The 25,278-nt window shown below is 30.7% G+C and carries 19 protein-coding genes and 1 pseudogene; 7 read left to right on the forward strand and 13 right to left on the reverse strand.

Annotation, left to right across the window (positions count from 1 at the left end):
* The first annotated feature begins 61 nt into the window (after positions 1-61).
* The 3 genes from ES045_RS00365 (at position 62) to ES045_RS00375 (ending at position 2,078) form a co-directional block, all read left to right on the forward strand.
* Complete coding sequence (locus tag ES045_RS00365) at positions 62-973, forward strand: SPOR domain-containing protein (RefSeq protein ID WP_147110660.1); 912 nt, start codon at positions 62-64, stop codon at positions 971-973.
* Between the two features lie 74 nt (positions 974-1,047).
* A complete protein-coding gene (locus tag ES045_RS00370; RefSeq protein WP_147110663.1) occupies positions 1,048-1,557 on the forward strand; it encodes an acyl-CoA thioesterase in 510 nt (169 codons plus the stop codon).
* Between the two features lie 11 nt (positions 1,558-1,568).
* Positions 1,569-2,078 (forward strand): mechanosensitive ion channel domain-containing protein, encoded by a 510-nt coding sequence (locus tag ES045_RS00375; protein WP_147110666.1) that lies wholly within the window; start codon positions 1,569-1,571, stop codon positions 2,076-2,078.
* Positions 2,079-2,223: 145 nt separating this feature from the next.
* On the opposite strand, the gene ES045_RS00380 is transcribed toward ES045_RS00375, so the two are convergent.
* From ES045_RS00380 to ES045_RS00410, 7 genes are all read right to left on the reverse strand, one after another.
* Positions 2,224-2,784, reverse strand: coding sequence for a type 1 glutamine amidotransferase domain-containing protein (locus ES045_RS00380; RefSeq protein ID WP_147110669.1), 561 nt, complete (start codon positions 2,782-2,784; stop codon positions 2,224-2,226).
* A 154-nt stretch (positions 2,785-2,938) separates the two neighbouring features.
* Positions 2,939-3,970: a mechanosensitive ion channel family protein gene (locus ES045_RS00385; protein WP_147110672.1), complete on the reverse strand. Its 1,032-nt coding sequence runs from the start codon at positions 3,968-3,970 to the stop codon at positions 2,939-2,941.
* A 10-nt stretch (positions 3,971-3,980) separates the two neighbouring features.
* Positions 3,981-6,962 carry an ATP-binding protein gene (locus tag ES045_RS00390; protein WP_147110675.1) on the reverse strand — a complete coding sequence of 994 codons (2,982 nt, stop codon included), beginning with the start codon at positions 6,960-6,962 and terminating at the stop codon, positions 3,981-3,983.
* Between the two features lie 117 nt (positions 6,963-7,079).
* Positions 7,080-8,315, reverse strand: coding sequence for a murein hydrolase activator EnvC family protein (locus tag ES045_RS00395; protein WP_223267143.1), 1,236 nt, complete (start codon positions 8,313-8,315; stop codon positions 7,080-7,082).
* Positions 8,315-9,172, reverse strand: coding sequence for a DUF4292 domain-containing protein (locus ES045_RS00400; RefSeq protein WP_223267144.1), 858 nt, complete (start codon positions 9,170-9,172; stop codon positions 8,315-8,317). The genes ES045_RS00395 and ES045_RS00400 overlap by 1 nt, the downstream gene beginning before the upstream one ends.
* A complete protein-coding gene (locus ES045_RS00405; protein WP_147110678.1) occupies positions 9,087-10,061 on the reverse strand; it encodes a tetratricopeptide repeat protein in 975 nt (324 codons plus the stop codon). Before ES045_RS00405 ends, ES045_RS00400 begins: the two co-directional genes overlap by 86 nt.
* Positions 10,061-11,077: a sugar nucleotidyltransferase gene (locus ES045_RS00410; protein WP_147110681.1), complete on the reverse strand. Its 1,017-nt coding sequence runs from the start codon at positions 11,075-11,077 to the stop codon at positions 10,061-10,063. Before ES045_RS00410 ends, ES045_RS00405 begins: the two co-directional genes overlap by 1 nt.
* Before the next feature lie 667 nt (positions 11,078-11,744).
* On the opposite strand from ES045_RS00410, the gene ES045_RS00415 reads away from it, so the two are divergent.
* Together ES045_RS00415 and ES045_RS00420 are read left to right on the forward strand one after the other, a co-directional pair.
* Positions 11,745-15,134 carry a GEVED domain-containing protein gene (locus ES045_RS00415; protein ID WP_147110684.1) on the forward strand — a complete coding sequence of 1,130 codons (3,390 nt, stop codon included), beginning with the start codon at positions 11,745-11,747 and terminating at the stop codon, positions 15,132-15,134.
* Positions 15,135-15,743: 609 nt separating this feature from the next.
* Positions 15,744-17,615 (forward strand): ABC-F family ATP-binding cassette domain-containing protein, encoded by a 1,872-nt coding sequence (locus ES045_RS00420; RefSeq protein ID WP_147110687.1) that lies wholly within the window; start codon positions 15,744-15,746, stop codon positions 17,613-17,615.
* 107 nt (positions 17,616-17,722) lie between these two features.
* On the opposite strand, the gene ES045_RS00425 is transcribed toward ES045_RS00420, so the two are convergent.
* On the reverse strand, positions 17,723-18,439 hold the full coding sequence (locus ES045_RS00425) for a 3'-5' exonuclease (protein WP_147110689.1): 717 nt from the start codon (positions 18,437-18,439) through the stop codon (positions 17,723-17,725).
* 96 nt (positions 18,440-18,535) lie between these two features.
* Positions 18,536-18,628 (reverse strand): annotated as a pseudogene (locus tag ES045_RS16830) (T9SS type A sorting domain-containing protein); the annotation flags it as partial.
* Between the two features lie 366 nt (positions 18,629-18,994).
* On the opposite strand from ES045_RS16830, the gene ES045_RS00435 reads away from it, so the two are divergent.
* The gene (locus ES045_RS00435; RefSeq protein ID WP_147110695.1) at positions 18,995-19,693 is read left to right on the forward strand and encodes a response regulator transcription factor; all 699 of its coding nucleotides are present in this window, start codon (positions 18,995-18,997) and stop codon (positions 19,691-19,693) included.
* A gap of 10 nt (positions 19,694-19,703) precedes the next feature.
* Entirely contained in the window at positions 19,704-20,744 is a 1,041-nt protein-coding gene (locus ES045_RS00440; protein WP_147110697.1) for a sensor histidine kinase, read from the forward strand.
* Here ES045_RS00440 and ES045_RS00445 read toward each other — a convergent pair.
* From ES045_RS00445 to ES045_RS00460, 4 genes are all read right to left on the reverse strand, one after another.
* Entirely contained in the window at positions 20,709-21,758 is a 1,050-nt protein-coding gene (locus tag ES045_RS00445) for a glycosyltransferase (protein WP_147110700.1), read from the reverse strand. The genes ES045_RS00440 and ES045_RS00445 overlap by 36 nt on opposite strands.
* Positions 21,758-23,032: a phosphoribosylamine--glycine ligase gene (purD, locus tag ES045_RS00450; protein ID WP_147110703.1), complete on the reverse strand. Its 1,275-nt coding sequence runs from the start codon at positions 23,030-23,032 to the stop codon at positions 21,758-21,760. Before purD ends, ES045_RS00445 begins: the two co-directional genes overlap by 1 nt.
* Positions 23,033-23,145: 113 nt before the next feature.
* The gene (locus ES045_RS00455; RefSeq protein ID WP_147110706.1) at positions 23,146-23,898 is read right to left on the reverse strand and encodes a glycosyltransferase family 2 protein; all 753 of its coding nucleotides are present in this window, start codon (positions 23,896-23,898) and stop codon (positions 23,146-23,148) included.
* Positions 23,898-25,253, reverse strand: coding sequence for an exopolysaccharide biosynthesis polyprenyl glycosylphosphotransferase (locus ES045_RS00460; RefSeq protein ID WP_147110709.1), 1,356 nt, complete (start codon positions 25,251-25,253; stop codon positions 23,898-23,900). The genes ES045_RS00455 and ES045_RS00460 overlap by 1 nt, the downstream gene beginning before the upstream one ends.
* Between the last annotated feature and the right edge of the window lie 25 nt (positions 25,254-25,278).

A 25,278-nucleotide genomic window follows, 5' to 3' on the forward strand; every position in this document is an offset into this window, starting at 1 on the left:
TTGTTAATAAATTTCACAGAACTTTCCTTTAAGAGACCCCAAAAATTATATATTTGTTTCTATGAATTTAGCCAACTACATAAACGATTTATTATACAGATACGATTGCGTAATTGTTCCTGACTTTGGAGGATTTGTAACCAATAGAATTGGTGCAAAATTAAATAGTGACACACACACATTTTATCCGCCAACAAAACAAATTGCGTTTAATAGTCATCTAACACATAATGATGGTTTGTTAGCTAATTACATTGCTTCAACAGAGCAAATTTCTTTCGAAAAGGCTGCTACGGCTATCTCTTTGTCTGTAGTAAAATGGCGAAATGAATTGCAAAAAAATGCCATTCAACTAGAGAACTTAGGTGCTATTTCATTAAATGAAAATCAACAAATTATTTTTGAACCTAGAAAAGAAGTCAATTTTTTAACTGCTTCTTTTGGTTTAACTCCTGTAGAATCTTCTTCTATAGAAAGATACAGACAAGCAGTAAAACCTTTAATACCTGTTGTTAATGCTACAGATAAAAAAGGAGCTTCTGCATTTATAAAATATGCTGCAACTGCTGCAATCTTATTAACATTAGGCGTTGCTGGTTACAGTGGTTATGAACAAAATCAACAAAAAGAAGTGCTTGCTATTCAGCAAATCGCTTTAGAAAAAAAGATACAATCTGCTACGTTTGTTATCTCCAATCCATTACCAACTTTAGAGTTAAACGTTGTTAAAGAAGTTTTAAAACCTTACCATGTAGTTGCTGGTGCTTTTCAAATTGCAGAAAATGCAGATAAAAAAGTAAAAGAATTAATTTCTGAAGGTTATGATGCTAAAATTATTGGCGTAAATAAATGGGGATTAACGCAAGTCACCTTTAATAGTTATACTGATAAAAACGACGCAATCAACAGCTTAAACAAGATTAAAAGAACGGTATCAAAAGACGCTTGGTTGCTTGTTAAAACTGACCAATAATTTCACTTTACTTTCCATTTTTTCATCACTTTTAAATAAGTGATTATGTATCTTTGCACAAAATTTATTTTTTGATGGACGCAAAAACACCTAAAGAATCTTTAACAATTTTAACAGATTTAGTTTTACCAGGAGAAACGAACTATTTAGACAATCTTTTTGGCGGAGAATTATTAGCTAGAATGGATAGGGCTTGTAGTATTGCCGCAAGAAGACATTCTAGAAGAATTGTAGTTACCGCTTCTGTAAATCATGTTGCGTTTAATAAGTCTGTACCCGTTGGTAGTGTAGTTACCGTAGAAGCAAAAGTTTCTAGAGCGTTCAACTCTTCTATGGAGATCTATGTAGATGTTTGGATTGAAGACAGACAATCTAGACACAGAACAAAAGTAAATGAAGGAATTTATACTTTTGTTGCTGTAGACGAAACGGGCAAACCTGTTCAAATACCACAATTAGAACCAGAAACAGATTTAGAGAAAGAGCGTTTTGAGGGTGCTCTTAGACGTAAACAATTAAGTTTGGTCTTGGCAGGAAAACTAAAACCAAATGAAGCTACAGCTTTAAAAGCTTTGTTTAATTAAAAGTTATACTAATGGAATTTTTAAATCATTTTAAAATCATAGAATCTCTTATCGTTTTTGTGATTGCTTTTTTTATTCGTTTATTTATTACAAAATCGCTTCGTAAGATTCAAACAAAATTCGGATTTCAAAATTCAAGAATTTTGGTAACCAATAAAATTATTACAATTCTTATTTACATAACTATAGTTGTTGTAATTTCTTTTATTTGGGGTGTTGATGAAGAACAATTATTAATTTACATCTCTTCTTTTTTAACCATTCTAGGGATTGCCTTTTTTGCACAATGGTCTATTCTCTCTAACATTACAGCAGGTATTATACTTTACGTAAATTACCCTGTAAAAATAGGAGATACTATTACCATTTTAGACAAAGAAAACCCTGTTACTGGAGAAATTAGAGATATTGGAGCATTTTTTATTACACTAAAAACTCCTGAAAAAGAATTAGTTACATTACCTAATGCAATTATTCTTCAGAAAAACATAAAATATTCTCCACAACCAACGCGATTATAAACTTAAGGTTCACGCTTCTATTACAGAATATTTTCCCTACTAAAATCGTTGTACATTTCTATACATAACAAAGAAGCGCAAATTAAAATTTGCGCTTCTTTGTTATAGTACCTATCTCATCTAGAAATCTTATTTTAATACGAAACTAGGCTGTTTGACCGTTGTGTTTACCTTCATAAATCTCTTCTACTAACTTAGCGTTAAACGCAGGTAAATCATCAGGATTTCTACTAGTAACCAAACCTTGATCTACAACTACCTCTTCATCACTCCAATTTGCCCCAGCATTTATAAGGTCTGTTTTAATTGAACTATATGAAGTTACATTTCTCCCTTTTAAAACAGCTGCTTCTGCCAATAACCAAGGGCCGTGACAAATAGCACCAACCGGTTTGTGGTTCTCAAAGAAAGATTTCACAAAACTCACTGCCTTACTATTATTACGTAATAAATCTGGATTTATAACACCACCTGGTAACATCAATGCATTATAATCTTTTTGAGATACTTCATCTAAAGTCTTATCAACTTTATATGTTTTACCCCAATTGCCATCATTCCAAGATTTTATTTCTCCAGTCTCTAAAGATACAATGTGCACTTCTGCACCTGCGTCCTCCAAGGCTTTTTTTGGTTCTCTTAATTCACTTTCTTCAAATCCATTAGTTGCTAAAATTGCAACAATCTTTCTTTTTAAGTTTTCCATTTTTAATAAAATTTTAATTAATACAAATTTAGATGACTTCTAAATTCTGATACAAAATTAATTATTAACCATAGCACTTTAGAGTGGTATCAAATTTGATTTTAACGCAAATACTATTTCAGGAAAGTTTTATCTTTTTTAAACAACCTACAAATTATCTTAGGTCTTTAGGATCGATTATCTTTTGCTCTAAAAGTTGTTTTATTACAATTTCTGTCATATCACTTTTAAAAGCAAATTCGTAGCGAATATCTACCACATAGGCTTTCAAACGCATTTTTAAATAAGAACGTCCTTCTTTTACTTCATTAAAAAACAACACGTAAATTGGTTTATTTAAATAAATATATTTAGAAACCTGTGCAGATTCATTTGCTAATTGTCGCACACGCTTTGTGTCTACAGTAATTGGTAAGTAAATTTCTGCGACTACTTGGCAATTGGCTTCCCCTGTATTAGAGTTTGAAACAGATTTATTCATCAACTCTCCGTTTGGTATACTTACCAAAGAATCATCTGCGGTAACAATTCGTATAGAACGCAAACCAATTTCTACGACTTCGCCGTAATGGCTTCCTACTTCAATTTTATCGCCAACCATAAAAGGTCTATCCAATAAAATAATTACGCCCCCAAAAATATTTTTAATAATATCTTGCGAAGCGAAACCCACTGCAATGCCTAAAGACGCAGAAACGGCAAGTATTGTTGCGGCTGGTGGTTGAAAAATACCCACAATTATTATAATGAAAATAAATATCCAACCAAATATTTTAATTATTGGAACAATTCCTTTAATTGTAATACGTTGATTTGTGAATTTTTCTGCATATTTTTCTAATAATGAAACGATAAATCGGATGACCAAATACCCAACAACCATAAAAATTAATGCCCAAATAATTTTTCCAGGTGAAAACAAATCCCAAATTGGTGGTGGCGTTAAATCTTTAACTATTTTATTTTTAGTTGCCTGTACTTCTGCCTTAACTTCTTTTTTAGCTTCTACTTTTACAAGCTCTTTAATTTCCGAGGTTTTAACCTTTATGGTATCTACTTGCTGTGTTTTTATAGTATCTGCTTGCTGTATTTTTAGCAAAGAGAGTTCTAAAAATGAAGTTTTACTTTCTTTTGCAACTATTAAATTGGCCAAAAGAAGAAGAAATATAAATACTATTTTTTTCATGTTATAAAGCTTAATGTATCGCATTTTTACTCTTCAACAAAGAAGTTATTTGGCGGTATAAAAATATATTAATCGTGTAAAACTCTCCATTCTCCATTGTCAACAATCCCTTTTCATACAAAGCATTTACTATGTTTCGAGTTTGTTGTGCACCGAGACTAGAAAGCTCTATAATATCACTCATTGTTAATCTTTCTTGTAATAAAATACTATTCAATAATAATAGTTTCGCTGGCGGTATTTTATTTAAAAATGAAGTGTCTATGCTTTTTAAAGAGCGCATGTAAATGGTACTCCCAGAAACCATTACTGTTGAGCGAATCCAGTACATAAATGCAATTCTAAAGTTGCTTTGTGCAATTTTATTAATATCACTAAAAAATTCTTCTTTTAAAATTTCTTGCTGAACCTCTTCTGTTGATTTTAAAAACTTTTTAGATAAATAGGCTATTGGTGGCTTTTCAAAATGCAAATTATAGCCACTAATTTTATGACGTTTTATTAAAGCTTCTTTTATATTTTCTTTATCTATTTGATTCATTTCAATTGTGAATGCAAAAACCTCTGATAATTGTATCGATTTATCTAAATATTGAAATGCATACTTAGCCGATGTAACAATCCAGAAAACAGTATTTTTTGTAGCAGCAATTAAACTAGAAAGTAGATGCAATACATTAAAACCACCTACTTTTCTAAAATATAAATATTGAATGTCTTCTAAAATAATGGTTCTTTTTTTTCCGCTATTAAAATATGCAATCCACTCTTCAATACTATTCAAATCTTTATCAAAAGAACTATTTAAGAAACTAATAAACTCATTCGGTTCGCTGATATTAACACTTGATGATAAAAAAATTGTATTGGTAATCTGCTTATTTTTATTTAGAAAATAATGAATTAATGATGTTTTACCCGATCCGCGTTCTCCAACAATAACGGTAGCTGCATATTGGTTCTTATTAAAAGTATCATAAGCAGTATGTAGCGTTTCTACAGCTTCACTTCTTCCAATAAACAACGCTTCATTCTGTAAAGTCTCCGAACGAAATAAACGTTGATACACATAAGGCAACTCATCTAACGCTTTTTCTGCCTGTTTTAAAAACTCTGATAGATCGCCATTTACTTCCGTAGTTTCCTTATACAAACCACTTCGAAGCAATATGTTTTTTACAGAAGCTACAGATTTTGTATACTTTGTTTTTAGAAAAAGGAGTGCAATTGGTATAAAGTTTTGAACATTATTTATGACCTTTTTCTTAAATAATTTGCTTTTTTCAATAGATTTTGCTTTGGCTATCGTAAGCCTAATTTCTAGAATATTTTCGGTCTCTGTTAAAGCTAAAATACTTTTATTAAATTTATCTATGCCTGGTAATAACAATTTACCATTCGCAATATTTACATTTGTCAACGTATTTTTTAAGTCTTCTATTTTATCTTCACTTCTTTCTAAACCTTCTAGCGCTACTTTTTTAGGCGTATTTTCTTTAGAAATATTTTCAAAAAGTGATAATGCAGATTCTAAATTAAACTCACTTACTTGCACTAACGCATTAATATCATCTATAAATGTGGTAACTTTTACATTTAGTTCTAATTTCGCTTGATTAATTTTATCCGCTAGACTTGGCCAACTCTGGTAAGTTACCAGTTCATAAGGTGATATATAATTGATAGATGATGTTGGTGTTTTAGACGAATAATCATTATCTGTACTAATTGCTCTTTTTGTAGAAAGTGTTTTTAAAATACGCAACGCGCTTTCTTCAAATTGATTAATTTGTAAAGGAAAGTCTAGACTAGTAATGCGTGTTATGGTTGCTTCAATAATTTTCTTGAAGCTTGTATTTGAATTTTTCAACTCATTAACAATACTGTTTTTAATTGCTATATTGGTCTCTGCATCTGTAAGACTAGCTTTTACATCATTTATATACTTCTTAATACCCGCTAACTCCTTTGTAACTATAGCCGTTCGCTTGTTAATTGAATTTTCAAGCTCTCGATAGATAGTCATCACTTTAAAAATAATCTGAAATATTTCGATGTCTAATTCCCAATCACTTTTAATAACACTAAAAGTATTTTGCCAAAGCACTTCCTCTTTTTGACTTTTTTCTAAACTACTTTTTTGATGCTTGGTAATTTTTTGATCATTAAAAAAGCCCGCAGATAGCTCTATCGTATCAGCTTTGTACAATGCGTTCGTATATTTTAAAACAGTAGCTTCATAAACATCTAGAATAGTTAATCTATGGTTTTCAATTCTTGTTTTCAAAGAAGGTACTGCGCTTGCATTAGAAAGTAACTCCTCAGAAAAAATTAACGCTACATCGTTTGATAAAAAATATTCAATAGCATCATTAATTCCCTTATCTATTAACAAATATTTATGGGTAATTTCTGAGATCTCACTGTATACAGCAGCTACAACTCCCCCTAAATTATTGGTGAATTCACTTTTAAAGTAATATTCAGTCGCATTTTTAAAAGGTACTTCTTGCTGCCAAAAGGTAACTTCCTTTTTTGTTTTTCTAAAAACATTACCAATCTTTAAAGGAATTTTTGATAAATTAAACAATGAACGCTTCATCGTTTTTCTAAACCTTAGCATTTTAGAATCTGTGTCTAAACTAAAAAAACGTTCTTTATCTTGCGTACGTTTTAGAGTACTATCTAAGGTTTCTAAATGTGTATTTAGTGATGTATAATAGGCATCAAACAGCATTTCTTCCTCTAATTTTAATGAAGAAAAATAACCAGAAACAATAATTTCTAATTCGTTCTTATAAATATTTAACGCATTGACTACTGAGTTTTTATCTTCTTTCTCGAAGTTTTTTTCAATAAGTTTTTTTTGAAGTTCTTCTATCTTTAAAATTGCTTCATGGTGCACTCTAATCCTGTTAAAAAAAAGAGGTAGCAATTTTTCATTATAAATAGTACCTATGGTATCGTGCTGCAGTAAAATAATTTTATCCATAGATTCATGTTGATTTGTATCAAAGATAAATAATTATATGAATAGACAGATTATTTATTTTTTGATCCTTTTAAGACGAAACACATTAAACCAAACATCATTATTTACAGTAAAAAGCTATCTCTTCAAAATCCAAGAAGAAGGATTTAGCTTTGTTGTATTCTTATACAAGACGAAAATTAATGTCGTTTTTCCTGAAACTTTATCTGTAAATATCTGTCCAATTTTCTGTCCCGTTTTCACATTATCTCCTTTCTGAACATAGAGTTTATCTAAATTATTATAGGAAGTAATATAATTTCCATGCTGAATTAAAACGTTCTTTTTACCTTCGGATGTAACTAGAATATTTAATATTCTTCCGTTAAAAATAGCAGATGCACTTTTACCTTTTCTGGTTACCATGTGCAAACCCGTACTATTAATTGTAATTCCCGGAAAAGTAGGATGCGATTGTTTGCCAAACCTTCTCGTTATTAATCCTTCTTCTACAGGCCATGGTAATTTTCCTTTATTAAGTTCAAATTTTGCTGCTAAAGCTTTTGCTGCCGGACTTAAAACAAACTCATTCTTTACAGTAACTTTAGGTTTATTTTTAACATTTGCATTTGCTTTTCTGTTTGCTTTTGCAATTTCATCTCTAATAATTTTATCTATTTTTTCAGCAACTCTTCTTTCTGCATCTATTTTATTCTGAATTTCTCTCTTGTACTTTCTTTCCTTCTTTTTAATTGTAGAAATTAACTTTACCTTATTATTTTTATCAATCTCTATCTTTTCCTTTTGATCTTTTTCAGAAAGAATCAACGTGTCTTTTACCTGTTTTTGATACATTAAAGAATCGTTCATTTTTTTTACCCAATCTGTTTGAACACCAATTTCTTCTCCTTGTTTTTTTCTAAAAGAAGTATATTGTTTCATATATTCTAAACGCTTATATGCTTGATGAAAATTCTGAGAAGACAACAAAAACATCATTCTACTCTGTTGCGATTTACTCTTGTAAGATTTTAAAATCATACTTGCGTAATCTGCTTTTAAAGCCGAAAGTTCTTTTTCTAATTTTGTAATTTCTTTCTTGTTTTTAGAAATTTCTCTAGACAACAATCTTGCTTCCGCATTAATAGTACGTATCAATCTTAATCTAACGTCTATTTTCTGATTCAGATCTTTTAGATCTTCAAGAACATTGCGCTCTTTTTTTTGTTCTTTAAACAGCAAACTATTTACTTGAGCAATTTCTTTTTTTAATTTTTTTCGTTGTTGCTCTAGCGCTCTTTTTGTTTGACCAAAAGTAGACAAACAAGTAAAAAGTAAAACTAAAAATGGAATGTAAAATCGAGCTTTTATCACTATATATGAATGCGTTTATATCCTTTCGGAATTGTAAAAGAAGTATTTATTTCTGTATTAAATTCAACAGATTTTAATGTAAAATCAATCGTTATTAATTTATTTCCTTGTGTTGCTTTGATGTTTATTTCTTGCGGATACACCTCGTCTTCTACCAGTTTGTAAGAAGGGTATTGAATCTCTAAACGCTGCCCTTTTAGAGTGTTTACAATAGATTGATTGTCTAATTTAAAATGCCCAGAATTCACAGCAAAAAAAGCATCGAACAAATTTGCTTGTACTTGCGGAGATAAAACATATGAATTATTTACAATTGATACATCTTGCTTTTCTTTTTTAACGTCTAAAATTGCTTCACCTAAAAATAAATGCTGCAATTGCTGAAAATTAATTTCTGTGCCTAATAATTTTTCTAACATCGAAAAATCTCCTTCAAAATATGTTTTTTCTAAAGGGGAATAAAAACTGACTTTTTCTGGCGTTATTTTAGCCTTAAAAACATTGATAAACTTCTTTCCTTTTAGCCAAATTACTTCGTCTTTCTGCATTCTTAGATAGACAGAAATACTTTGATTAATTATTCCATCGTTAAAATTTGCCTTCAACTTAGCATCTACAGTTTCTTTATCAAATTTAGCAGCAAGATGTTTTCTTACTACTTTTTTCGCAGACATTTCTGTTGCTTCTACATTAGAACCTATTACATATTTTTTTGTTTTACAAGAAGCAAAAACAATTGTTAACACTACCAAATACTTTAAATATCGCATTTTATTTCTTTCCGTTTTTAGACTTTTCTCTGTACTTTTTTTCTTCGGATTTATTTCCCAAACCTTTATAAGAAATAGCCATTTCATTGTAAAAATCGACTTCCATTGCCTCTTCAACAACAAAATCAATACCGTTTTTTAAAGTTTCTAAAGCTTTTTTATATTCTTTCTTAGCATTTAATGCTTTTCCGTTCATTAAATATACAAAAGGTTGCGCAGGAAACAGAGAAATACCTTCTGTACTATATTTTAAAAGCAATGCTGGTTTGTCTGCAGTAGCCTCTAAAATTTCTTTTAGTGTAGTATAAGATTTATTGGTTTCAAACTTCTTAAAAACATCTTCTACAACTTCTGTTGTTTTTTCTACTGTATTTTTTCTCTCTTCTAAACTATCTTTTACTCTTTTAAGATTGGCAGATAATACATTCTCCTCCTGTAAAGTATTCATTACTTGTAAAGCACTTTTATAATCTCTATTTCTTAAATATAGTTTTGCTAAATACGTTCTTTCTTTTAAGTCTAAAGCAACAACTTTCTGTTGGACTTTTATTGCTTCAGATAAGTTATTTTCTTTTACAAAAACTTTTACCAAGTGTTTCTGCATCCAAACATTATCAACATCTTTTTCGATGGCTCGCTGTATGTATTCTTTTGCTAAAAGCGTATTATTTAGTTCTAAATAGTTTTTAGAAAATTCAAAAAAAACAGTTAAGTTGTTTGGTAATATCTGGTTGCAACTCTCTAAGTTTTCTATTGCTTTTTGGTAATTTCCAATAGATTTCTCAGACAACGCTTTAAAGAAAAACTGTTGAAACTCTAACTCCTTTTCTTCTGTAAAATCTACTGCTGCAGGAATACTATCTTGCGTAAAACAGTTTAAAGAAATCAGAAAAAAGAGCAAAGAAAAAAGAGACGCCTTAAAATAATCTAACGGTCTCTCTTTTCTATATATTGTCTTTTTTATTCTAAGATTCATTAAGTTAGTTCTGTATAATCTCCAATACTAACTGAGGTAAAATCACCATTAAACTTCGCATGATTTCCTATCATTGCATTGTCTAATTTTGCATTGGAAATCACCACATTTGTCTGTATTAAAGAGTTTGTAATTGTTGTGTTTTCTACAAGACTATTTTCTCCTATAGAAACATAAGGTCCTATTTTTGTGTTTTTCAAAACTACATTCTTCCCTACAAAACAAGGTTGAATAATTTCTGAATTCTCTAATACAACGTCTTTAGAAACTAAATTATTACCTGCGTTCTGTTCAAATTCTAAAACTTGCTTATTGGTATCTACTGTTGGGTCTTTTTTACCACAATCCATCCAAGTACTTACCGTTCCTGGAATAAATTTAGCGCCATCTCTTTTTAATGTTTCTAAAACATTCGTTAATTGATATTCGTTATTCTCTCTTAAATCATTATCAATTAAATACTGAATTTCGTTTCTTACTTTGTCTCCGTCTTTAAAGTAATAAATTCCGATGATTGCTAAATCTGAAACAAAATTCTTTGGCTTTTCTATAAAATCTGTAATAAAACCATCTTCTAATTTTACAACTCCAAAAGCACTAGGATCTTCTACTTGTTTTACCCAAATGGCCCCATCTGCATTTGCATCTAATTTAAAGTCTGCTTTAAACAAAGTATCTGCATACGCAACCACACAAGGTCCACTTAAAGAATCTTTAGCACAGTATAGTGCATGCGCTGTACCTAAAGCTTCTTCTTGAACGTAAACAGTACCTTTAGCACCTAATTCTTTCGCTATTTTTAATAAATTATCTTCTGTATTTGCAGGAAATCCTTTTTTGGCTGGCCCAATTATAAAAGCAATCTCCTCTATTTTTTCATCTATTACAGACGAAATATCTTCTACTAATCTTTGTACTATCGATTTTCCTGCAATTATAGTTAAAGGCTTCGGAACTGTTAACGTATGTGGTCTCAAACGAGAACCAATTCCTGCCATTGGTACAATTATTTTCATATTTTCTTTTATCAAAATTAAAGGGTGCAATATACTATTATTAAAAAGATTTTAAAAAAATATCAGAAAAGTCAAAGTAAAAAGATGTTTTAAGAAGATTTTAAAAAAGAGCATTCAATTACAACAATTAAGAAAGTGAAAAAATGCTTTTTCAAAACATGTAGCAAAACCACGTATAGCTTTGTATTCTAAAATCCCTATCCCTGAATTCAGGGATAACCACCCCTGAATTCAGGGATAGAAAAAAAACACTGAATTCAGGGATTGAATTAAGTTTAATAATTTAATACATTTGATGAGTTATTAATAAAATATTAAGATATTTTAACTACTTAACACCAATATCAGTAATATAATTTAAACTTTTAAACAAAATCCCATTTTTAAAAACACACGCTACATGACAAAAAACACTATAAACTTCTATCAACAACAAAAGCTTGGCTTATTAAATTATCTCATGACCGTTTAGTTAAACTTACAAAGATGACTAACAATTCGGCAACGTTTATTACCATCAATAATCCTTTTGTAGAGAATTCATTCGTCATTTAAAACACGTTGCTACGCTATTCAAAAAAAAAAAAACAAGTCTTGTCGTTTAGACTTTTACTAAAAACGATATCACTAATTCAATTAATCACTACTCTTAAAACTATTTACAAAGATGAAAAAACGGTACATTAGTAAACTTCTTACAATTGGAGTCTTTATGATTTCTGCTTTTAATATGCATGCACAAAAGCAAGAAGAATTAACAAAAATTAGCAGTAAGTACAATCAAGAAAAACTTACTACGTTAAAAAACGATTTTAAACAAAAAGCTTCTTTAGAAAAACAAAATGCAATGACAATTGCAAAAAGTAAAGGATGGAAAACTAGATTTACCAACAAGAGCGGTCAACTATTAGAAATTCAAAAGATAGTAAACGGAAAACCAATTTACTTTACCACATTTAATGTGGATGCTGCAAAATCTACAAGAACAAATCATTTAAATAATGGTGGTTCTTTAGGCCTAAATCTTATGGGGCAAAATATGACTGCACACGTTTGGGATGGTGGACTAGCAAGAGCATCTCATCAAGAATATGATGGTGCTGGTGGTACAAATAGATTTTCTATTGGTGACGGCACCACAACCTTAAACTACCATTCTGCGCATGTAACAGGAACAATTATTGCTTCTGGTGTTGTTGCAAACGCAAAGGGAATGGCTCCTCATGGAAATGCTGTTGGTTATGATTGGAATAATGATACTTCCGAAGCGATAAATGCAGCTTCTAACGGAATGTTAGTTTCGAATCATTCTTATGGTTTTGCTACAAGAAATCAACAAGGAGAACCACAACTCCCTGCTTATTATTTTGGAGGATACATTACAGATTCTAGAGATTGGGATCAAGTTATGTTTAATGCACCAAATTATTTAATGGTAGTTGCAGCAGGAAATGATGGTAATGACAACTCGGCAAACGCATCACCTTTAGGTGGAAACGCTTCTTATGACAAATTATCTGGTCATGCTACCGCAAAAAACGGAATGGTGGTTGCAAATGCAAATGATGCAAACATAGATACAAACGGAAACTTACTTTCTGTAAGCATCAATTCTTCAAGTAGTGAAGGTCCTACGGATGATTACCGTATTAAACCAGACATTACAGGAAACGGAACAGGTGTATACTCTACTTATTCCTCTAGTAATACAGCTTATAATAGTATAACAGGGACTTCTATGGCATCGCCAAACGTTGCGGGTACATTATTAATTTTACAACAACACGCTAATAATGTTAGGGGCTCTTTTATAAAAGCTGCTACTTTAAAAGGAATTGCTTTACATACTGCAGATGATGCGGGCTCTAATGGACCAGATGCTGTTTTTGGTTGGGGATTAATGAATGCGAAAAGAGCTGCCGTAGCAATTACTCAAAATGGTACTGAATCTAAAATTGAAGAATTAGTTTTAAGTAGCGGACAAACCTATCAAATTACTGTAGCTGCTGATGGAATTAATAGTTTAATGGCTTCTATTTCTTGGACGGATAGAGCAGGAACTGCAACTACAACAACAAATTCAAGTACCCCTGTTTTAGTAAATGATTTAGATATTAGAGTTTCTAAAAACGGAACCACTTACAGACCATGGAGGTTAACAGGAGTTACAACAAATGGCAAAGGTGATAATAATGTAGACCCTTACGAAAGAGTTGATGTTGCCAATGCTTCGGGAACTTACACAATTAGCGTAACTCACAAAGGTTCTTTAACTGGCGGAAGTCAAAATTATTCATTAATTGTAACTGGTTTAACAGGAACTCCTGTTATTTGTAACGCAACAACTCCTTCTAATCTTACTATTGATGAATCTAAAACTTCAACTGCAACTATTTCTTGGAATGCTGTTACTGGAACTTCTTACGATTTTAGATACCGTAAAACAGGGACTTCAACTTGGGCAACTTCTGCTGTTGCAGGGACTTCGGTTTCTTTATCAGGATTGTCTGCTCAAACTTCTTATCAAGTACAAGTAAGAAGCAAATGCCCTAATAATTCTACCTCAGCATATTCTGGTACTGTTAGTTTTACAACTTCAGATGTTCAACTTAATTATTGTGCTTCAAACGGAAATAGTGTTGCAGATGAATACATTAGCAAAGTAGTTCTTGGAGGTATAAATAATACAAGTGGAGCTTCATCAAGCGGATATGCAGATTACACCTCTCAATCTACAAGTTTAACAAAAGGAGGTTCTTCAACAATTACAATTACTCCAACTTGGTCGGGAACTGCATACAACGAAGGTTATGCTGTATTTATTGATTATAATAATGATGGTGATTTTACAGATAATGGAGAAACCGTTTGGACAAAAACAGCTTCTAAGACGAAACCTGTAAGCGGTTCATTCACGGTGCCAACATCAGCAATTACAGGAGCAACAAGAATGCGTGTAGTAATGCAATACAATGCGGTACCTTCTGCTTGTGGAGCCTATAATTATGGTGAAACAGAAGATTATACTGTAAATATTACCGGAAGTAATGCAGATACAACAGCACCAACCGCACCTACAAATGTATCCGCTTCCGCTATTACCCAAACTACAGCTACATTATCTTGGTCTGCGTCTACAGATAACGTAGGAGTAACAGAATATGAGATATTTAGTAACGGAACAAGTATTGGAACCGTGACAGCAACTTCTGCTAACATTACTGGCTTAACAGCAAATACACCATATTCATATACTGTAAAAGCGAAAGATGCAGCAGCAAACATATCTAACTCAAGTAATAGTGTCTCATTTACAACATTAGGGAATGCACTTATATATTGTTCTTCTAAAGGAAACAGAGTAACGTATGAATGGATCGATTATGTGAGTTTTGGAGGAATGACAAATTCAACTGCAGCAGATGCTGGATATGGAGATTTTACTTCAAAAACGGCAACGGTATCTAAAGGAAGCAACAACCAACTAGTAATTAGTGCAGGTTTTGCAAGCACAGCTTATACTGAACATTGGGCCGTTTGGATCGATTTTAATCAAAACGGAACTTTTGAAGAAAGCGAGAAAGTTACTTCTGGCTCTTCTTCTAGTGCGGCTAATTTAACTGCAACTATTTCCATTCCTTCTTCTGCAAATACTGGTCAAACAAGAATGCGTGTTTCAATGAAATACGACAGCGCACAAGCAGCTTGTGAAACATTTTCTGATGGAGAAGTAGAAGATTACACCGTAAATATTACAAACGCTACAGCAAATTACACCACGTTTAACAACACTACTTCTGGTGATGAGTTAGGAAATGAAAGTAAAGCATTCGATTTTACAGTATACCCTAATCCTGTAAAAGGAACTGTTTTAAACATTCACTTAAATGATGCTAGAGAAGTAAATTTTGCAATTACAAACCTATTAGGACAAACCTTAAAAAGTGGTGTTTTAACAAAGCAACCTATAGACGTTAGTACTATTAGAACAGGTATTTACATGTTAGAAATAACGGATGGACAGAAATCTGTTGTCAAAAAATTCATTAAACAGTAAAATAATTTAAACTTATAAATTATTTAATTTTAGTACCCTTTAAAAAAACCTCAAGCCATGCTTGGGGTTTTTACATTATACTCACGGTTTTCCGTAAAGCAAAAACATACTATTTTTAAGAATTGACAAGTATTTATAACGAATCTAGAAAAAAAAGGTGTGCTTTATTAACAACAGATGCGAATAACACATTTAAAATTACAAATGCGTTAGAACAAACTGTTAAAATAGAAAAACCAATAACTAAAACAATTTATATAAATGCATTAAAACTGGTCTTATAGTATTCAAATTGACGATACATAAAAACCGTTGTGAAATAATTTTGTAAAAAGATAAAAATTATGTCAATAAAAATAAAAAGATAAGCGCAGGTATAGCTTCAATTTTTAACGCGCCTATCCCTGAATTCAGGGATAGGCGTCCCTGAATTCAGGGATACTAAAAATATACTGTTTTCAGGGATTGACAAGTACTTTATTTAAGTATATTTTTACCATATCATAAATCATTTAGTTTGCACCCTAATGCATTCCCCTAAAAATTAAATGATTCAAAAACCCAAGCCTTTGCTTGGGTTTTTTGTTTCTTTGTAAAAAAATAGAAATAGTGAATTATTTATCAGTAGAAAACATCTCTAAATCTTACGGAGAACGCATTTTGTTTGAAGACATTTCTTTCGGAATTAGCAAAGATCAAAAAGTTGCTTTCGTTGCAAAAAACGGAAGTGGAAAAACATCTATCCTTAATATTATTGCAGGTTTAGACGTTCCAGATTCTGGGCAAGTGGTGTGCAGAAAAGGAATTTCTATTGCTTACTTGGCTCAGAAAGATGATATCAATCCAGATTTAACTATTGAAGAAACCATCTTCGCTACTGATAATAAAATACTAACTATTGTAAATCAATATGAAAAAGCTTTAAAAAATCTTGATGATGCTGATGCCTATCAAGCTGCTTTTGATTTGATGGACCAACACAATGCTTGGGATTTTGAAACACAATACAGACAAATTTTATCAAAATTAAAGTTAGACGATTTAACTCTAAAGGTGGGTTCGCTTTCTGGTGGACAGAGAAAACGACTCTCTTTAGCCATTGTTCTTATTAATAAACCAGATTTATTAATTTTAGATGAGCCAACAAATCATTTAGATTTAGAAATGATAGAATGGTTAGAAGCTTTTTTTGCAAAAGAAAAGATCACGTTATTTATGGTAACGCATGATCGTTACTTTTTAGAACGTGTTTGTAATGAAATTTTAGAATTAGACGAAGGGAAAATCTATAAATACAAAGGAAACTATTCTTACTATTTACAAAATAAAGAAGAACGCTTAGCTTTAGAAGCAACCAATTTAGGTAAAGCTAAAAGTTTATTTAAGAAAGAATTAGAATGGATGCGAAAGCAACCAAAAGCAAGAACTACAAAATCGAAGTCTAGAACAGATGATTTCTATCAAATTAAAGAAAGTGCACACCAACGTAGAAAAGATCATCAAGTTCAATTAGAAATTAATATGGAGCGTTTGGGAAGTAAAATTCTTGAACTTCATAAAGTATCTAAATCTTTTGGCGACAAGAAAATTCTAGAGGGTTTCGATTATATTTTTAAACGAGGCGAAAGAATTGGTATTATTGGTAAAAACGGAACAGGAAAATCTTCTTTCTTAAACATTATTACAGAAAAAGCGGAGTTAGACAGCGGAAAAGTGACGCTAGGTGAAACTGTAAAATTTGGCTATTACACACAAGCCGGTATTAACATTAAAGAAGGACAAAAAGTAATTGAAGTGGTAAAGGAATTCGGAGAATTTATTCCGCTTTCTAAAGGAAGAAAAATATCTGCTTCACAATTATTAGAACGTTTTTTATTCGACAAGAAAAAACAATATGATTTTGTTGAAAAACTTTCTGGAGGTGAGCAAAAACGTTTGTATTTGTGTGCTGTTTTAATTCAGAATCCTAACTTTTTAATTCTCGATGAGCCTACCAACGATTTAGATGTGGTTACTTTAAATGTCTTAGAAAATTTCTTGTTAGACTACCCAGGAAACTTATTAGTGGTTTCTCATGATAGGTATTTCATGGACAAAATTGTAGATGCACTGTTTGTTTTTAGAGGCGAAGGTGTTGTAGAGAATTTCCCAGGAAATTATTCAGACTTTAGAGCGTATGATGGTTCTGAAACCAAAGAACTTACAGAGAAATCTGTCGTAAAAAAAACAGTAGACAAAAAGCCAGAGAAAAAAGCCACTAAGAATGCATTAAGTTTCGATGAGAAAAGAGAATTTGGTGCCTTAGAAGGCGATATTGAAAGACTTCAGAAAAGAAAAGCAACTATTGAAACAGCATTTTTAAATGTTGAAATTGATGCGGATGATATTGCTAAAAAATCTGAAGAATTGCAAAAAACTATTGAAAATCTAGAACAAAAAGAAGAACGCTGGTTAGAACTTTCTATGAAAATAGAAGGATAACAGCATGCTAAAAACAGGTTTTCTTTTGTAAGGTTTCTTTTAACATTGTAGGTATATATTTTTTAAATTTATACCTACATGACTTTTAAAAGTTTGCAAGGTAAAAATTAAACACGCACAATATCTGTTTCTTTTAATAAGGCTTGATTATTGAACCTTAATAATACTTGCGCAACGGCAACCGTGTCTTTTTCGCAATATGCTACAATTCTTTGAAGGTTTTTTTCTTGATAATATACTTTAGCAACTTCACTCCCGTCTATGTCATCTTTAGGAGAAGCAATGCCCAAAATAGAAGTCAATAATTTTAGAGAAGTATAATGTTTATAATCACCAAACTTCCATAATTCTAAGGTATCTAAATGAGGTACCTCCCAAGGTTTCTTACCAAATAAGTTTAGCTTTTTAGGCAGTTCTATTTGATGAACAATCATTCTTCTGGCTATAAAAGGAAAATCGAACTCTTTACCATTATGAGCGCATAAAACATTACTTTTCTTAACAAAATGCTTGTCTAATAAGTCTTTAAATTCAGTTAAAAGCTTGTGTTCATCATCCCCGAAAAAAGAAGTTAAACGCAATTGTTTCTTCTGATCTACATCTACAAAATAGCCCACAGAAATACATATTATTTTACCAAATTCTGCCCAAATACCTGCACGCTCATAAAAGGATTCTGCAGTAAATTCTTCTTTGCGTTGGTATTGTGTTTTTTTCTTATAGAGTTCTTGTGTTTCCGCAACTACGTTGTTCCAATTTTCTTCTTGCGGAACCGTTTCTATATCTAAAAACAAGATATCATTTAATTTGACAGACAAATTCATAGCAATACATTTTTCTTTTTCTACACGAAAGGTAGTGAAAAAAGAAAAGCTCAGAAATAAATTCGGAGTATTTAAAAATTTCAAAATATTAGAGAATTATCTAATAACTATTTTTTTTGCAGCTGTCTTACCTTCTTTAGTCACTTTTAAAATATAAATTGCGGCATTAATTGTGGCAACATCCATAGTAAACTTTGTTCCAGAAAAAACTTTTACAAAACTTTTTTTCCTAAAACATTAAAAGTAGCACTCTATTTTGTGCTATCTAATGTAAATTATTTATAAATAATCAGATTTGTATCGCTCGAAAACCTTCTATTATAGTACCTTTTAAAGCGGCAGTAGTTTTATTAGCTCATTTAAAAAAAGATACCATTTTTAAAGTTTCAATTGCTGCCAAATTACTAAAAACCTGATTATCAGTTATTAATTTTTAAAAAAAATTTTATCGTTAACTAAACGTTATCTATGAGCTTTTAAAAATTAAATGATTGTTAAGTGCGCTTGTAATGATTTAATAATTGCTATTTTTGAGACCTACATTCTAATAAAATTATGAATAAAAGCGATATTAAAATTCTATTGGTTGATGATGAACCAGATATTATAGAAATTGTTAGTTACAATCTTAGAAGCGAAGGTTATCAAATTTTTACAGCAACCAATGGGCAAGAAGCCATTAAATCTGCTAAAAAAAATAGTCCACATTTAATTTTATTGGATATTATGATGCCAGAAATGGATGGTATTGAAGCTTGTGAAAAAATTAGAAAAATAACTTCTTTAGAAAATGTAATTATTTCTTTTTTAACTGCCAGAGGAGAAGATTATTCTCAAGTTGCAGGTTTTGAAGCCGGCGCAGATGACTATATCACCAAGCCAATTAAGCCTAAAGTTTTGGTAAGCAAAGTAAAATCTTTACTACGAAGATTAAAATCTGAAAAAGAAAATGAAGAAACACTTACCATTGGAGATATTATTATAGACAGAGAAGAATACGTTGTTTATAAGGCAGGAAATAGAATCTCATTACCTAGAAAAGAATTCGAACTTTTTTCTTTATTAACCTCAAAACCAGGAAAAGTATTTAAAAGAGAAGTAATTTTAGATACCGTTTGGGGAAATGAAGTGGTTGTTGGCGGAAGAACTATTGACGTTCATATTAGAAAGTTAAGAGAAAAAATAGGAGACGACCATTTTAAAACCGTAAAAGGTGTGGGCTATAAATTTGTATTATTAGACGCGGATAAATAAAATTGCTTTAATGAAAATTAAAAAAACGTATTCTTACGCACTTTGGTCTGCTATCTATTTAACACTATTAACGGTTGCTATTGTAGTAATAGCCTATTTCTTCTTTATTAAACACATAGGATTAGGTAGTATCATAATTTCTACACTCGTACTTTTTACTATTTATTTTTTCATTATACAGTACAGAACAGAACATTTTATTTACAGAAGATTAAAGAAAATTTACGAAGATGTTTCTATTTTAGATGTAAAAGATTTAAGAAAAGAATCTGTAACTACAGACATTGATAAGCTTTCTAAACGCATGCAAAAATATGTAGAAGGGAAACGTTTAGAAATAAAAAGTTTAACCGAAAGAGATTCTTTTAGGAGAGATTTTTTAGGAAATGTTGCACACGAATTAAAAACACCTCTTTTTACCGTACAAGGTTATATACTTACGCTTTTAGAAGGTGCTATGGACGATAAGAATATCCGTTTAAAATATCTAGAACGCGCCAACAAAGGAGTAGAAAGACTGGTTGCAGTAACCAAGGATTTAGACATGATTGCAAAGTTAGAAACAGATGGATTGAAACTAAATATGGAAGTTTTTAATATTTTAGAAATCATTCAAAATGTTTTTGATTTGTTTGAAATGAAGGCGAAGAAAAGAAACATCATTTTAAAGTTTGATCGCGTTTATGACTTTCCTGTTTTTGTAATTGGTGATATAGAAAAAACAGAACAAGTACTTATCAACCTTGTTGTAAATTCTATTAAATACGGAAAACCAAACGGAACAACCATTGTTGCTGCAGATAGTTACAATGATAATAAATTTGTAATTAGAGTGATAGATAACGGAGAAGGTATTAAGCAACAATCTTTATCTCGTTTATTTGAACGTTTCTACAGAGTAGATCAAAGCAGGTCTAGAGAACAAGGTGGTTCTGGCTTAGGTTTATCTATTGTAAAACATATTGTTGAAGCGCACAACCAAACTGTTTTATTAAAAAGCACTTATGGTGAAGGGTCAGAGTTTTCTTTTACGATGGAAAAGGCAAAATAAATCACTATTAAAGTCGTTTTTTATTGATTTGAAACCCGCATAACGTTCAACCTCTTTTAGTTTTTCTGAAGTAAAATCTTCAATTTTAGAAAACGGAGCAATGTGCTTTTTTTGTAAATAATTTGCTAAATATTCTTGTTCTGGTTGATTTTTAGTAGGAATAAAAAATACTTTCTTCCCTAAAGTTGCAACATCTAATATTGATGAATACCCAGATCTACAAACAATAACTTCAGAAGAATTTATTTTTTTTTCTAGTTCTTCGGATAAAAGGAAATTATAAAATGTGCAGTTATTATTTGTCCATTCTTTTTGAGCTTCTTCTATCCTTCCTAAAACAAAAACCACCTTTCTTTTATCGTTTTTAAACGCAGCAATCAGTTTTTCTTCTAGAAAAGTCCTATTCGGTTCAGGACCAGAAATAATAACTAAGACAGCAATTTTTTGCTCTAATTCTTCTTTTTTAAACCGGCTTAAAACACCAATAAATTTCTGATTTAATTTTCGATTTGATATAGATAATTTTCCTGAAAAATTAGAACTTGAGTTGTCGGGAATCCAGCATGTATCAAACTTATTTATAATTTTTTGATGAATGCTACTTGTAAGGTAAGTAGTAAAACCAGATAAAACATTTAATTGATGTGTAATATATACAGAAGGAATTTTAGAACTTCTCACACCAAATCTGTTATCTGAAATAACACCAACAACATCCCTATTTTTGGCTACAAAAAACGCTATAACTCTCTCTTCTTCTTTTATTGCTTTTAAAATCGTTGGTAATTGTAAAAAAAGATTCCTTTTTAAATTTTTACCATACTTAATATGATAAGAAGGCAACACTAAAGTTTCTAAATCTGAAAACTCATGTTTTAAAAACTTTAAAGCATTGCCATCGGAAGCAATTACTGGTGTATAATTTTCTTTAATTAGAGCATTAATAATTGGTACACAACGGGTGGCATGACCCAGTCCCCAGTTTAAAGGTGCAACAATTATTTTTTTCTTCATTAGACTAAATCAAAACCAATGTCTTTTCTGTAATTCATTTGATCGAAATGAATTTTATCAATGCTTCTATAACTTTTTTCTAAAGCCTCTTCAATAGTATCTCCAAAAGAAGTTACTGCCATCACTCTACCTCCGCTTGTAACAACTTTATTATCTTTCATTGTAGTACCTGCATGAAAAACAATAGATTCATCAACAGCATCGAAACCTTTAATTTCTTTGTTTTTTTCATACGCTTCTGGGTATCCGCCAGAAACCAACATTACTGTGGTGGCCGTTTTATCTGTTACAGAAAAAGACTTTTCATGTAAATTTTGATGCGCGACACCTTCAAACAAATCAAATAAATCAGATTCAATTCTTGGTAAGACAACTTCCGTTTCAGGATCTCCCATTCTCACATTATACTCTACCACAGAAGGATTTCCATTATCATTCATTAATCCAATAAAGATAAAACCTCTGTAATCAATTCCGTCTTTTTGTAAACCAGCAATTGTTGGTTTTACAACCAATTCTTCTACTTTATTTAAAAAAGCAGCATCTGCAAATGGTACCGGAGAGATTGCACCCATTCCGCCAGTGTTTAAACCAGCATCTCCTTCTCCAATTCTTTTATAATCTTTAGCTGAAGGTAATATTTTATAACTTTTACCGTCTGTTAAAACAAAAACAGACAATTCTATTCCTTTTAAAAATTCTTCTATTACAACTGTTGTAGAGGCCTCACCAAACTTCTTATTAGAAACCATGTCTTCTAATTCCGTTTTTGCTTCTTCTAAAGAGTTTAAAATTAAGACTCCTTTTCCGGCAGCTAAACCATCTGCTTTTAAAACATAAGGCGGTGTTAACATTTCTAGAAATGCGTAACCATCTTCTAAATTATCTTTCGTAAAAGATTGATATTTAGCTGTTGGCACGCCGTGTTTTTGCATGAACTGCTTCGAGAAGTCTTTACTTCCCTCTAACAATGCTCCGTCTTTTTTAGGTCCGATAACAGGAATGTCTTTCAACTCATCATCTGCTAAAAAGAAATCATGTACTCCTGCAACCAAAGGAACTTCTGGCCCTACGACTACCATTTTAATAGCATTTTCTAAAACAATCTCTTTAATTGCTTCAAAATCTGTTATGTTAATATCAATATTGGTAGCCAACTTGTCTGTACCGGCATTTCCTGGCGCTACAAAAAGCTGAGTTACTTTTTTACTTTCTGATAATTTTAATGCAAAAGCGTGTTCTCTTCCTCCAGAACCTAATATAAGTACATTCATTTGTGTTGTGTTGTGTTGTGTTGTTGCTGCAAATATATTTTAAATTCTTTGGATTCTTGCTTTCATTAGAAATACATTTTATGGCAAATCTTAATGGGTAAAAAAATATTCAGTTAAAACCCCCATTTTAAAAAATATTTAAATGCTGATGAAAGGTGATATAAAAATAATTTTATCCTTTTTGATGATCCTTTTTGATGCTGGTGTATGATATCAACCTTTGGGTAGTAGAGCTTCTTTTTTCCAATATCATCAATTTTTCTGCATAAATCTGCATCTTCCATATACAAGAAATATCTACAATCAAAACCTTTTAACCTTTTAAAATCCTCTGTTTTAAAAAACATAAAACATCCATGAATAAATTCTGGATAAAAGGATTTTTCTAAATCTTTGTTTTGATACTCGTTATTTTTTATTTCACGACTAGAAAACTTTAACTTTCTGTTTATCAAATTAAAACAAGTTGGGTGCTTTCTACATACGTATTGCACTTCTTTATTAGGGTACAGCACCTTTGGTGTTATAAAAGACACTTCTGGTTCTTTATTTAAAACTTTTATTAAATTCGGAATTACATCCGATGTAAAAATAACATCTGGATTTAAAATTAAATGAAATTCTGAATTAATTTTATCTAAAACACTATTATGAGCTTTACCGAAACCAATGTTTTTACCAACAAAAATATAAATGATTTCTGGATGATTAAATTCGTTTTTTAATTTATCTGTTGGGCTATTATCAACAAGAAAAAGTTTTTTTGAAAAAGGTACTTGTAAAAAAGATTCAATCGTTTTTTCTAAAACAGAAATATTTTCTTTATAGAGAACGATAGTAGCAGTTATTTTGAATTTTTTATTCATTAATATGCTTTTTCCTCTCCCTTAAAAACATTTAAAATCGTTTTTATAATAATCTTAATATCTAATAAAAAAGACCAGTTTTCTATATAAAAAATATCTAATCGTACACGGTTTTTAATATCTAACTTTCTTTTTATTTCTCCTCTATAACCACTTACTTGCGCTAAACCCGTAATACCAGGTTTTACAATATGTCTCTTAAGATAATCGTCTACTTCTTTTTGATATTCTAAAGATAGACTTTCTAAGTGTGGTCTTGGACCAACAACACTCATATCGCCAAAAAGCACATTTAAAAACTGAGGTAGTTCATCCATACTTGTTTTTCTTAAAAATGCTCCTATCTTAGTAACTCTTAGATCATTTTTTGTTGCGTGCACTTTATCGGATAATTCGTTAACTTTCATAGACCTAAACTTGTAACAAACAAACTCTTCACCATTAATTCCTTCTCTACCTTGTTTAAATACTAATGGTCCTTTTGACTCTAGTTTTACAATAACCCAAAGAACTGGAATTAACCAAGAAAGAATTGTAGCACAAACAAAAATTGAGAAAAATATGTCGAACACTCTTTTAATATAAAAATTTTCTGTGAACTCAAAAGGAAGTTTATGAACGTTTAAAACCATTAAAGCATCATCATAATACGCCGTACTTTGGTTTTTGCTATACAACTCATTAGAATTCGGAATCAGCTTTAATACAATGTTTTTATCGATTGCAAATTTGTTGATTTTTTTTATTTGATCTTTATTTAAAGAGGATAATGAACAATAAATTTCATCAACTGTATTTTTAGAGGCATATTCGAAAACAGCTTTTAAATCCCCCAGATATTCATTCTTCTTATAAGTCTTATCTGAGAAAAACCCTAAATATTTATATCCTAAATTAGATTTACTTTTAAAAAGTTTGATAACATTTTTTGTAGAATCATCACAACCTACAACAATTGTAGTTCTAAGGTTATTACCAAGTGATCTATATTTTTTAAGCAACAAAAGCCATGAAAATTTCACAAAAGAAATAGTTACTCCAATAGATGTTAAAATTAAAATTTGATTATTTACAATATTTCCTTCTCTAAAAATTCCAAAGTAGGCAAAATATCCTAAAATAAAAATTAGAAACTGTTTACCTAAAAGACTAAAAACATTAAGAACACTTGTGTATCTATGTACTTTATAGAAACCCAAAAAATAAGAGGTAAGTAGCCAAAAAATAGTAATATATGATAAAAAATATGTGTTTAAATATTCTTTATCGTACACTAAGTACACAACAAAATTAATAATTAAAACGTCTAGAACAACCTTTGAGGGTTTTATTAGGTAAGAGTATCTTTTTTTCAAACTTGGTAGGTTAATTCAAAACAAA

Origin of the sequence: Polaribacter sp. IC073, from assembly GCF_007997075.1 — a bacterium.
GTDB lineage: Bacteria > Bacteroidota > Bacteroidia > Flavobacteriales > Flavobacteriaceae > Polaribacter.